This window comes from Hyalangium ruber (assembly GCF_034259325.1).
Taxonomy (GTDB): domain Bacteria; phylum Myxococcota; class Myxococcia; order Myxococcales; family Myxococcaceae; genus Hyalangium_A; species Hyalangium_A rubrum.
The window spans coordinates 371,906-383,976 of record NZ_JAXIVS010000002.1; the positions used below are offsets into that span (position 1 = coordinate 371,906).

At 68.5% G+C, this 12,071-nt stretch carries 6 protein-coding genes; all 6 read left to right on the top strand.

Translation table 11 applies throughout. From position 1 onward, the window contains the following. Nucleotides 1-11 precede the first annotated feature (11 nt). The 6 genes from SYV04_RS06580 to SYV04_RS06605 all read left to right on the top strand — a co-directional run bounded on the left by SYV04_RS06580 (nt 12) and on the right by SYV04_RS06605 (nt 12,034). The gene (locus SYV04_RS06580; RefSeq protein ID WP_321544761.1) at nt 12-3,491 is read left to right on the top strand and encodes a hypothetical protein; all 3,480 of its coding nucleotides are present in this window, start codon (nt 12-14) and stop codon (nt 3,489-3,491) included. 1 nt (nt 3,492) lies between these two features. Further along, nucleotides 3,493-6,174, top strand: a complete 2,682-nt coding sequence (locus SYV04_RS06585; RefSeq protein ID WP_321544762.1) for a hypothetical protein — start codon at nt 3,493-3,495, stop codon at nt 6,172-6,174. A gap of 268 nt (nt 6,175-6,442) precedes the next feature. Next, nucleotides 6,443-8,284, top strand: coding sequence for a sensor histidine kinase (locus tag SYV04_RS06590; RefSeq protein ID WP_321544763.1), 1,842 nt, complete (start codon nt 6,443-6,445; stop codon nt 8,282-8,284). Between the two features lie 90 nt (nt 8,285-8,374). Continuing rightward, nucleotides 8,375-9,604: a cytochrome P450 gene (locus SYV04_RS06595; RefSeq protein WP_321544764.1), complete on the top strand. Its 1,230-nt coding sequence runs from the start codon at nt 8,375-8,377 to the stop codon at nt 9,602-9,604. Nucleotides 9,605-9,613: 9 nt separating this feature from the next. Continuing rightward, nucleotides 9,614-10,870 carry a cytochrome P450 gene (locus tag SYV04_RS06600; protein WP_321544765.1) on the top strand — a complete coding sequence of 419 codons (1,257 nt, stop codon included), beginning with the start codon at nt 9,614-9,616 and terminating at the stop codon, nt 10,868-10,870. Between the two features lie 33 nt (nt 10,871-10,903). Beyond that, complete coding sequence (locus SYV04_RS06605; protein ID WP_321544766.1) at nt 10,904-12,034, top strand: hypothetical protein; 1,131 nt, start codon at nt 10,904-10,906, stop codon at nt 12,032-12,034. The last annotated feature ends 37 nt before the right edge of the window (nt 12,035-12,071 follow it).

Sequence of the window (12,071 nt, forward strand, 5' to 3'; positions counted from 1 at the left end):
CGACCCGGGCCATGTCCAACACGAACCCCAAGTCTCCCTTCCAGCCACGCACCGAAGCACGCATCCTGCTGCCCAAGGAGCTCACCGAGGATCAGCTCAAGGCGGGGACGCGTGCCACCGGATTCCTCCGCGAGTTGGCCGAGGCGCCCTTCACCCCCGCCAAGGGCAGCAAGGCCCACGGGTATCTGCCTCTCATCGAGAAGAAGCGCCTCAACCCCACGGTGCTCATCGATGGGCGCAGGGGCTCGGGGAAGTCCGCCCTACTCGTCACCTTGTTGAACCTTTACAACAAGGCCGCGACGAACAAGGTGAAGACCCTGCGCGACTTCCGGCCCGAGTCCTGGGACATCGAGCCGGGCTACCCCATCGTGCCGGTGGGCCTGGTCGACCTCGAGCCCCTGCCCGAGACCACCAACCTGCTCCTCCACCTCGTCGGGCACCTGGAGCGGGTGGTCGCCGCGCTGGAGGGTGGGGAGGACGCGGCGCTCCCCTCCTCGTCGGCACCATGGCAAGGGGAAGAGGCTCAGGAGAAGCCCTCGCGCAAGAAGTGGCGGGAGTTCGTCCGCGTCACGACCCTGGGCTGGGATGGACCGGACATCCGAAAGACTCGGCTCGACCCCGAGGCCTATGCGCTGGAGGCCGAGCATGGGGAGCGGCATCGGATGCGGATGGCCGGAGCCTTCCGGGACTTCCTCGACGCGCTCGCGGATGACTACCGGCGCTGGCGCCGCTGGGACAAGGGCCACTACCCCCTCTTCCTGCTCGCCATTGATGACGCGGATATGAACCCGCGAAGGACGCCGGAGCTGCTGTCGCTGGTACGCAAGCTCCATCACCCACGGCTGGGCTTCTTGATGACTGGCGACAGCGCGCTCTTCGAGGACTCGCTCCTGCTCGACCTCACGCGCAGAGAGAACCTCCCCGAGCATTCACTGCCCCAGCCCCTCAGGAATCTTCCCAGAGCCATCTACGACAAGGTCATCCCTCCGCCGCAGCGCTGTGAGCTACCACCCATCTCGGTGCGTCGGCGGCTCTCCTTCCCTCGCAACGAGCCCATCCAGGAGCAGCTGAAGCAGTTCCAGATGCCCAGCAGCACAAGCCTCCTCGACTACAAGCTGCTCCTGGCAGGGCCGCACGGCCTCGCGCAGGTCCTCCCCGACAGGCTTCGGGACCTGGTGTCGTTGAGGGCCACGCTGAATGAACTCCTCACCGACGGCACCGCCGATCTTCCGCGTACCGCTCGCGCCCTAATGAAGCTCTGGGAGCTGGCCGTCGAGGCTTCGGATCGAAGCGGCTCCGACAGGGCAATCCTGCGGAACCTCATCTGGTTGGAGGAGACCGAGACTGGGGAAGACTCCCTCCACGTCGAAGCCCAAAAGTTCAGCAGCGATCTGGTGGTCCAGACCCTGCCCTGGTCCATTGGTGAGGAATTCTTGATCTCCCTGGGCTACCCGACACAGCTCTCGCTGTACATGCCCGGGATCAACCCGGAGTCACGTGCCGTCGATATGGAGATGGCGCGGCTGCCCGAGGGACTCCTGGTGGCCTATGGGCTCGCGAATGACTTCGCCCGTACCGCCGAGCCCTATGGGCACTCCACCGGGCCCACCATCAGCAACAGAGACGTGGAGCGGGCTCTCACCCGCATCCGGTGGAAGCGCGTCTTCTCCAGCGAGCCGCAACCGCACGAGGAATTTCTCTCTGCTTTGCCCTCCTTTTCCTCGACCATCTCCAGCATCGCGCCGCCCTCGAAAGAGGAGACACGCATCAACGAGCTGGCCTCGTCCTTCACGATGCACTGGCCCCTGCCCGACTGGGGGACGCACCAGGACCTGACCCAGTTCATCCAGGCCTGGCGCCAGGAATTGGAGGACGCGCCCACGCCTGTCTCGTGGCCCTCCGCGTCCACCCCCTCCCCGGATGACCTGGCGTGGCTGTTCTTGCGGCTTGTGATCCAAGTTTCGCGTCGTCAACCCATCGAGGGCATTCAGCTGGGCAAGAAGCCGAACTGGGGCTGGCTCGCGAAGGAGCTGGGCGCGCTCCAGGAGATGACGGGCTCTGCTCGCGCCAACGCCATCTCCACGTGGGTGCAGCACCTCGGACTGCTCGCTGCCCCGGAAAGTGGCCTCTCGCTCCTCTTCAGCGATGGACTGATCAACTCCCTGGAAGGGATCTTCAGCCCGAGCTGGAGCGACGTCTCGGATGGCTTGCGCTGGGAGCGACGCAGGCGCCTGCAGGAGGCCTTGTCCCAGACCTATTCGTACACCTCCGCCACCACCGGTCCTGGCGAGCTGGAGAACCTCCTCCGCAAGATCGACGACACCTTCGAGACACACCCCTTCACCCAGCGCATCCAGAGAGAACTCCCATTTTCGAGCAGCCAGCGGGCAGACAACGTCCACAACCTGCTCCAGGAGCTCCGCTCCGTTCGGACCCCTTTCGCATCCCTTGCGACCTACTTCACGAGTCTCCGACAGGGCCTGCTCGCTCTCAATCCGCTCTGGCTATTGGAGACTCTGCTTGAGCAGGCCCGGAACACACGCAAGCCCGCGGAGGCAGCGCAGGTTCTGGCCCAGCTGTGGAAGACCTGGACTTACGAGAGGAGTCGGGAGGACATCGAGCCCAAGCTCCAGCTCCGAGAGGGCCGGGTGGTCCTGCAAGAGACCCCGTTCATGGAGCGCTTCCGTGAGCGTGTGGACGAGTCCTTCACGAAAGCGCGATGGCGCGACTCAGCCATCACCGAGAATTTCCACCTTTTCTTCACCCTGGCGCGTCAAACAGGAGCGGGCCTGGTTGCTGGCGTCCCCAGTGACGCCGAGCCCCTGTTGCGTGTGGCCCATGACCTCGCCATGGAGCAACCCGACGCCACTTCGGCTCCCTCTCCAGCTCCCCGCTGGTGGCACCTGCTCAAGGGCTCCTGGAAGAAGAGTGAGTTCTGGGTCTTCCCCGCCATCGCATGGCGGACACTGTGGGAGTGGGAGATGCTCGAAGAGAGCTGGCTGGCACGACTTGCGCAGCCGAACATGAACCGGGAAGCCCCTGTCACGGAGCAGGTCGCGCCACGCGCCCTGTGGCTGATCGAAGACTCCCTCTGGTGCTACCGCCGCCATGGGTATCCTCCCGACATCAGCGAACCCTTCTCACAAGACCGCTGGGTGCATCAGGTAGAGACGCTCCACAAGCTCATCAAGAACCTTCCGCCCCAAAAGCCCCGGACGAAGGAACTCCAGGACTGGGCCGCGCGACTCCCCCTGCTCGCCGCGCCCGAGTCTGGCTTGCCCGGCGAGCTTGCCGACCTCTTCCTCGCACGATGGGATCAGACCTTTGGCACCGACAAGCAGGCGCTTCAGGCGCACCGGCTCGCTCGACTGACGGAATCCGGACACTCCCTAGAGCACGCGCGACAGATGCTCGACGAGATTGATGCGGCGTTCAGGGAGCCTCGGCACCCCTGGCTCGAACGCGTGGGCCCATTCAACTCGGAGAAGTGACATGGGTCGGGACGGGCGCTACCAACGGCTCGTGGCGGAGGCCGAGGCCTGGCCTCTCGCCTCGCTGTCCGCCCATGCCCACCGAACGCTCCAACTGGGACACGCCGCCGCGGGAGTCCTCGATGGACCAACCCAGAAGCTGGCCTCGGACCTGGAGGTACACCTGCGCACTCGCTCGGAGGGGCTCTCCTTGGAGGCGCTCCGGGCCCTGCGCGAGCACTCCTGGTTCGCGGTGGAGCCCGGGAGCCCTCCAATTGCATCGGGGCTCTCCCTCGCCGAGTACCTTCGCCGCCTCGCGGAGCGGTATCTGGCGAGCGACGGTCATCATCCTCAGTTGAGGCTCGATCCCGCTGGTGACGGCATCACACGGGCCGAACGCGCCGCCCACTGGCGGTGGCTCTCACTCCGCATCCCTGCGGATCTGCTCATCGCCGGCCTCCACGCGCCGAGCGAGGACGAGCCCTCTGGTGACGAGGTGCATCTGCCCACCTCCCACCTGCGCGATGTGCTCGGCCGGCCTGTCTCCGAGACCCACCTCCATGGAGGTGCCGCCTACTCCTTTCCCACCCTCTGGAGCGTCTGGATGGGGTGGTTCCGCGACGCCTGGCCCGAGAAGCTGCGGCCCAAGGACACGTATCCCTTTGGCGACGCGATGGGCTTTGCCTCCAAGCTCCTCTCGGCGGCCATCGCCCGACTCTTCCTCGCGGCCTTCCTGCGCGCACGGGAGCTCCACGGAGAGCGCGGAGACCTGCGCGCCTTCCTCGCGAGCACAGGGCCCCGGATTGCCCGCCTCGCTTCCTGGCCCTCTGGCGCCACCGCGCTCCAGCGTGAGTACTCGCACGCCCTCGATTACCTCCAGCGCCCCTCCGGCCGCAGGCAGGATCCTTCGCCGTCGCCCGGCGTCCTCCAGCGGGTCTATCGAGCGCTGACGGGCGTGCCTCCCACTGGCTCGCGCAGTGAGGCCCGCGAACCCTCGCTGTCGGCCCTCTTCGAGCGGGATCCGCTCCATGCATGGCTGCCCTCCATCGAGGGGCGTCCCTTCACCGAGACGCGCTTCACCACCCGCGCGCTTCGCTATCTGCTGCGAGAGGGCCAAGGAGACTCCGGCTTCGCACTCCTCTTCTGGCAGTATCAGCGCGTCCGCTGTCAGGCCCATGCCTTTCTCATCGAAGAGCCGGGGACGGCGGGGCTCGACTGGTTCCAGGTCCACTTCAATCGGCTCGCCGCCCTGAGGGGTCCCCTGGAAGAGCACCTCGCCGAGAGTGCCTTGCGGCACACGCGCAGAGGGCTGCACCTCGGCTCCCTCGAAATGCGCGCGACGCCCGAGCCGGACTGGGTCTCCATCCGCGACCAGGCGCGCAAGCTCGCCCAGGCCCACCTGGCGACTCCGGAGCGCCCGGAGAGCGCCCTGCTCTTCCACTTCATCAAGGAACGGGAGCTGTCCCGAGGCCGTGGCGGGCATGCACGCCTCCACGCGGATCCTTCCGGTAACAGCTCCGGCTTCCGCTTCGGTGATTGGTTCCTGAGCCGGCGCAGGCAGGCGCTGGCCATCCGCACCGCGCTCAGCCATCACCCCGAGCTGTTGCTCGTCATCCGAGGGTTGGATGTCGCCAGCGCCGAGCTCGCCACGCCCACCTGGGTCACCGTGCCGCTCCTGCAACAGGTCCGGCGCCAGTCCCGGACGACGGCCTCGCGTCTGCGCCGGCTCGCTCCCCGATGGGAGACCACGGAACTCCACATCACCTACCACGCGGGAGAGGAGTTCCGCCGGCTCGTGGAGGGCCTGCGTCGGATCCACGAGCTGCTCGAGTCCGGAATCCTCCAGACCGGGGACCGCATCGGCCATGGGCTCGCACTCGGCCCAGACGCTCCACAGCTGGCCGAGCTGCACCCCGTCGCTGTCCAGCCCGCAGAAGAGCGCCTGGACGATCTGCTCTGGGAGCTGGATCGCTACGGCCAGGGCCAGTTGCCCACCCAGCCCGCGCGAGTCGAGCGCGTGCGCAGCGAGGCCACCGCCCTCGCGCGCGAGCTGCTGGGCCTCTCGCGCGTGGAACTCGACCTCCTCCTCCTCGCCCGACGCTATCGCCACGATCCTCAGGTGCTGGAGTACCTGCGTTTCCCCGACGAGCCCGAGCCCAGGGCCCGGATGGATCGCGTCCTGCGCCTCGTCTGGCAGCACCTGACGGATGCGGGCGTGTTCCGCCGGGGGCAGCGCCTCGTCGAGGTGCATAACCACCCCGCCGAGACCGCCATGGCGGCGGAGGCGCAGGCCTGGCTGCGGTCCCTGCTGCGTGAGCGGGAGATCACTGTCGAGTCGAACCCCTCCAGCAACCTGCTCGTCCTGAACATGCTCGGGCTGGAGCACCACCCCGCGATGGCGCTGGGGCCACACCTGCCCGTGGCACATGAAGCAGCCCCAGCCGCTCGCCCTCCCGAGGCCCCTCCTCCGCTGCTCGTCTCAATCAACTCGGATGACCCGGTAACCTTCGCCACCTCGCTGGCGGACGAGTATGCCCACCTCTACTTCGCCCTGATGCGGAGAGGCCTGTCCGCCCACGAGGCGCTGCGGTGGCTCGACCAGCTCCGAGAGAACGGCTGGCGCTCCCGCTTCACCCTTGCCGCCAGCACCCGCCCCGACGTCCTGCCGCAACTCTTGCCCGCACATCGAAGCTCCGGTCGATAGAAGGACTGCTGCCCCCTTCGCGGGAGTGCTTCGAACTCAGGCTCGGGGGAGCTCCGCCAGCGCTTCTTCGGAGGCTGAAGAAAGTACAGAGCGCCTCGAAGACGGCGGTGGGCCTTCACCGTGTGCGGAAAGCCTTGCACTCCGAGCCTGCCTGCCTACCCCACATGAGCGAGCTTTCGCGCGCTGTCGGTGTTAGGAACGCTCCGGGAGAGCGTCAGGTGAGCCGCCTCCGGTTCCCTTCCTCTCAGTCCACCCACCCCACCAGATCATGTGGCTCTCGCGTCCTGGCCTTCGCCGCCCCCGACCGCTGCGCTGGCACCTCGCCTTGCTCATCGCGGGCGCCGTGCTCCCGGTCGTCGCGTTCTCCGGCCTCGTCGTGCTGCAGCGCGCCCATCAGATGCAAGAGGTGGTCGAGCGCCGCCTGCAGCGCTCGGCCCATATGATCACCTTCTCCTTCGAGCGAGAGGCCTCCGCCAGCATCCGCACGCTCCAGGCCCTGGCCCAGTCCGCGACGCTCGACCACGGTGACATCGAGGGCTTTCGCGCCGAGGCCCTCCGCGTGGCGCAGACGCAGCCTTCCTGGCTGACGGTGGTTCTTCTGACGCCGGAGGGAGAGCAGCTCGTCAACCTGAGGCGCCCCAAGGGCGCGCCCACCGTCCGGGTGACCGAGCCCGCCAGCCTCCGCCGCACCCTCGAGACGCGCCAGCCCACGATCGGAGACCTCGCACCCGGCCAATCCACGGGCCAGTGGGCCTTCCCGCTCCGCGTCCCCGTCATCCGGGACGACCAGCCGCGCTACGTGCTCACGGCCGTCATCACCCCCCAGGCCCTGGCGGGCGCCGTGACGCACCAGCGGCCCGTGGAGGACGACGAGTTCACCCGCACCATCGTCGACCGTCAGGGCCTCATCGTCTTCCGCACCAAGAACCCCGAGCGATTCATCGGCACCCCCGCCACGCCCAACTTCCTCAAGAGCACCCGAGCGTCGACCGAGGGCGTGTTCCGCAGCGTCACCCTGGAGGGCTCGCCCTCGTACGTGGCCTTCAGCCGCTCCTCCTTCTCGGGCTGGACGTCCGCGGTGGTGGTCCCCGTCGAGGTCGTCAACGGTTCCTTCCGGCGCTCGCTCCTGGCCGTCGCGGTCCTGGGCGTGCTGGCCCTGCTGCTGAGCGTGGTGGGCGCGATCGCCTTCTCCCGGCGCTTCGCTCGGGGCATCCACTCCGCCGCCGCCGCCGCCGAGGCCCTGGCCACCGGCGGCCAGCCCCGGATCGAACCCTCTCCCATCGCGGAGGTGGAGCGCCTGGGCCACTCGCTCGGCGTCTCGGCCGAGCGCCTGCGCCAGCACGCGCAGGTGGAGCAACGCGCCCGCCAGGAGCTGGAGCAGGCCGTGCAGGCGCGGGATGAGTTCCTCTCGCTCGCCTCGCACGAGCTGAAGACGCCGCTCACCTCGCTGATGCTCCAGGCGCAGCTGCTCCAGCGCAGGCTCCAGCGGGACCAGTCCCTGCCACCCGAGACCATGGGCAAGCTGCTGGACCAGACCTCCCGGCAGGCCCAGCGCCTGGCTCGACTGGTCAACGACATGCTCGACATCTCGCGCATCACCGCCGGAAAGCTCGACCTCGAGACAGAGACGTTCGATCTCGCGATGCTCGCGAGCGAGGTCGTCGCGAAGCTGAGTCCTCAGCTGGCCGAGGCGCGGTGCGAGGTGTCGGTGCAGGCCCCGGAGCCTGTCATCGGCAGCTGGGACCGCCACCGGCTCGAGCAGGTCCTCACCAACCTGCTCACGAACGCGGCCCGCTATGGCGCGGGCGCTCCCGTCGAGGTCAGCGTGCGCCGGCGCGGGCACCAGGTCGAGCTGCGGGTGAGAGACCGGGGCCGAGGCATCGCCCCAGCCGACCAGGAGCGCATCTTCCAGAAGTTCGAACGGGCCGTGAACGGCAGCGAGGTGAGCGGGCTCGGGCTCGGCCTGTTCATCGTGCGCGAGCTCGTCGAGATGCACGGAGGCACCGTCCACGTCGAGAGCACTCTGGGGCAGGGCGCCACCTTCACCGTCGTCCTCTCGTCCCTGGAGCCCCCGGTGCCGGCGGGTGTGTCCGCGGAGTCCACCGGCTGAGCCGCCGGGCGGCGCGAACGGTAAGGCATTGGGTTCTGGCGAAGAACGGACGTAGGCTCCCAAGCTTCGGAAAGAGCTACAGGAGCCCGCATGTCGACGACGGAAGTGGCTGACCCCTATGGCCTGATGACGCGCCAGTTCCAGGTGGATCCCTACCCCACCTACGCGCGGCTGCGCGACGAAGCCCCCGCCTATTTCAGCGAGGGCTGGGGCGGATGGATCCTCACGCGCTACCAGGACGTGCAGGCGGGCTTCAAGGACACGCGCCGCATGTCCTCCAACCGCGCCGGTGCCTTCGGCGCCCTGCTCCCCGCCGCTCTCAAGGAGCGCCTGGCCCCCGTGGTCCGCAGCCTCAGCTCCTGGGCGCTGCTCATCGACCCGCCCGACCACACGCGCATCCGCTCCCTGGTCAACAAAGCCTTCACCCCGCGCCTGGTGGAGTACCTGCGCCCCCGCATCCAGGAGCTGGTGGATGGGATGCTCGACAAGGCCGAGGCCTCCGGCCGCCTGGACGTGGTGCAGGACCTGGCCAACATCCTGCCCGTGTCCGTGATTGGCGAGATGCTGGGCATTCCGCGCGAGGACAGCGTGAAGCTCACCGTCTGGTCCAACGCGTTCGCCACCTTCTTCGGCACCGCCAAGTACACCCCCGAGGTGCTGGACCAGATGCGCACCGGCATCGTCGAGATGGAGGACTACTTCCGCGGCGTCATCGCCCAGCGCCGCAAGAGCGCCACCGTGGGCAATGACCTGCTGAGCACCATGATGGCCGCGGAGGACCAGGGCAACATCCTCTCCGAGCAGGAGGCGCTGGCCACCTGCTCCCTGGTGCTCTTCGCCGGCCACGAGACGACGACGCACCTGCTCACCAACGGCCTGTACCTGCTGCTCAAGCACCCCGAGCAGCGCGGCCTCATGGAGGGCACCGACGAGCAGCTCACCACCGCCGTGGAGGAGATCCTCCGCTACGAGAGCCCCATCCAGCGCCTGAGCCGCGTCATCACCGAGGACTTCGAGCTGCACGGGCAGACGCTCAAGAAGGGCCAGAAGGCGTTCGTGATGATTGGCGCCGCCAACCGCGATCCGCTCCAGTTCCCCAAGGCGGAGCAGCTGGATCTCCAGCGCCAGGACAACCGCCACATCGCCTTCGGCTTCAGCATCCACTACTGCCTGGGCGCCGCCCTGGCCCGCCTGGAGGGACAGATCGCCCTGCGCACCGTGCTGCGCCGCTTCCCCAACATGAAGCTCCTGCAGGAGCCCGAGCGGCTGGAGAACGTGGCCTTCCGCGGCTTCAAGTCCATGCCCGTCTCCCTGGGCTGAGCGCGCGCCATGACCACCCCCGCAGCCGCTCAGCTCGGACTGGAGTACAAGCCGCTCGAAGCGCCCCAGCTGAACGATCCGTTCCCGTTCTACGCCCGGCTGCGCCACGAGGCGCCCGTCACCTTCGCGCCAGCCTTCCAGCTCTGGCTCGTCAGCCGGTACGCGGACGTGCAGGCCGCGCTGCGGGACCCCAAGCGCTTCAGCTCGCGCGACATCCTCCGCCCTCCGGTGGACCTGCCTCCGGAGATGCTCGAGTACCTGAAGGAGGCGGGCTACTCGCCCGAGTATCCGCTGCTGGGAGATGATCCGCCCTCCCACACGCGCATCCGTGGCCTCGTCGGCAAGGCCTTCTCCGTGGCGAGCGTCGCCGCCATGGAGACGCGCATCCGGGAGATCGCCCGCTCCTATGTCGATGCGCTGCTGCGCGCGGGCCCCCGCGCGGACGTCGTCGCGGGGCTGAGCTTCCCGCTGCCCATGCACATCATCACCACGCTGCTCGGCATCCCGGCTTCCGACGGGGAGAAGCTCAAGGGGTGGTGCGCGGACGAGAACCTCTTCTTCGTCCCCCACCTGCCTCCCGAGGCGCGCATGCACAGCGCGCGGGGCGTGGCCGCCTTCCGCCACTACCTGCGCGCCATGGTCGAGGAGCGCCAGAAGAACCCGCGCCCGGACGACTTCCTCACCAGCCTCATCCAGGCGCGGCTCGAGGGCGAGCGCCCCCTGAACCTCGTGGAGCTCATCAACCTCTCCAGCGTCATCGTCTTCGCCGGCCACGAGACGACCACCAACCTGATGAGCAGCGCGCTGCTCTACCTGCTCCGCCACCCCACCGCCTGGCAGGAGCTGCGCGCCAACCCCGCTGCCCTCCCCAACGCCATCGACGAGGTGCTGCGCTTCGACACGCCCGTGGTGGGGATGATGCGCACCGCCACGGAGGACGTGGAGCTGTCCAGCACCCAGGTCCCCGCGGGCGCGCGGTTGCTGCTCCTGTTCGCCTCGGCCAACCGGGACGAGGCCATCTTCCCCGAGGGGGCGGAGCGCCTCGACATCCACCGCGCCAACGCCAACCGCCACATCGGCTTCGGGCATGGTGCCCACTACTGCGTCGGCGCGCAGCTGGCGAAGCTGGAGATGCGCATCGCCCTGGAGATGCTGCTCGAGCGCCTGCCGAATCCGCGGCTCGTGCCGGAGAAGCCCGTGCCCTATCTGCCCGCGCTGATCCACCGAGGGCCCCGCCAGCTGTGGGTGGAGTGGGACGCGGCGTGAGCGGACGCAGGCCTCCGTGCTAGAACCGGAGGCGTGCCACCACTCCCCAAATGGTTCGAGGCGCTGAAGAAGGATCCCAAGGCCACCGAGGCGGGGATCCGCTGGTTCACCCCCGAGGAGTCCGAGGCGAAGCGCGCCGAGCTGCTGCGCGGCTACGAGGCCGGTGACGCGCGCACCCGCCTCCACCTCCCCGAGGCGGCCTTCACCACCGCCAAGACCCAGGTGGCGCGCTTCCTCCCCGTCGCCGAGGGCCCCGCCACCTCGGACCGCTCCGGGCACAAGCACCGCGGCTGGCTGCTGCTCGACAAGCAGGCGCCCTCCGCCGATGAGCTGAAGGTGGCCCTGGCGCCCTCGCACCCGCCCTTCTTCTGGATCGGCGGCGGGCAGACCGTCGCCTCCCTCAAGGAGGTCTTCGCCTCCTACTTCCTCACGCACGTGCCGTCCGAGGACAAGCTGGAGCGCACCGTGCGCGGCTTCCTCGGCACCGGAAGCGTGAACAAGATCGACCTCATCCAGCTCCACGACCGCTACGAGGCCAGCCCCTTCCTGGACGCGCTGGCGTGGGGCAGCGCGCACAAGCGCGACCCGTTCACCCTGGAGCTGATGCCCAAGGGACACGAGGGCCAGGACATGGCCCGCCGCTTCCGCGAGCAGGCCCCCGAAGGGCTCGCCACCTTCACCTTCCGCTCCCTGTTCTCCAAGTCCATCCTCCGCGCCGAGGCCCACGCCGGCGTCGCCGACGGCGTGAACGTCTTCGTCGGCCAGGTGCGCTACCGCCCCGCCAGGCAGGCCGCGCTGATCCGCGACCTCAACGAGAAGCTCGGCACGAAGTACCCCGAGGACCTCCCAGTGGACCTGGCCGGCGCCCTGCTGGGCCTGCCGTTCGACTCTCCTGAGCTGATCCGCGCCGGGCTCCAGAAGCCGCCGCCCCCCGCCAGCATCAACTTCGGGCTGCTCGTGCTGGACTGCCTGGCCCCCGACGCCGCCACCACCGAGAAGGACCTGCGCGAGTACGCCAGCCACGCCGATGACAGCGTGCGTCAAACCGTCGCCAACCTCGCCCTGCGCCGCAACCTCAAGGCCCTGGTCTCCGAGATGGCCGGCCGCGAGCAGCACCCCGAGCTCAAGAAACAGCTCGGCGAGGCCGCCCAGCGGCTACACTGAACGACAGCAGTTCCTGCCCACCCACATCAATTCCCGC

What these genes read in the sequence shown, in the direction of transcription:
- SYV04_RS06580 (WP_321544761.1), top strand. Translation starts at nt 12, where the DNA reads ATGTCCAACACGAACCCCAAGTCTCCCTTCCAGCCACGCACCGAAGCA.
- SYV04_RS06585 (WP_321544762.1), top strand. Translation starts at nt 3,493, where the DNA reads ATGGGTCGGGACGGGCGCTACCAACGGCTCGTGGCGGAGGCCGAGGCC.
- SYV04_RS06590 (WP_321544763.1), top strand. Translation starts at nt 6,443, where the DNA reads ATGTGGCTCTCGCGTCCTGGCCTTCGCCGCCCCCGACCGCTGCGCTGG.
- SYV04_RS06595 (WP_321544764.1), top strand. Translation starts at nt 8,375, where the DNA reads ATGTCGACGACGGAAGTGGCTGACCCCTATGGCCTGATGACGCGCCAG.
- SYV04_RS06600 (WP_321544765.1), top strand. Translation starts at nt 9,614, where the DNA reads ATGACCACCCCCGCAGCCGCTCAGCTCGGACTGGAGTACAAGCCGCTC.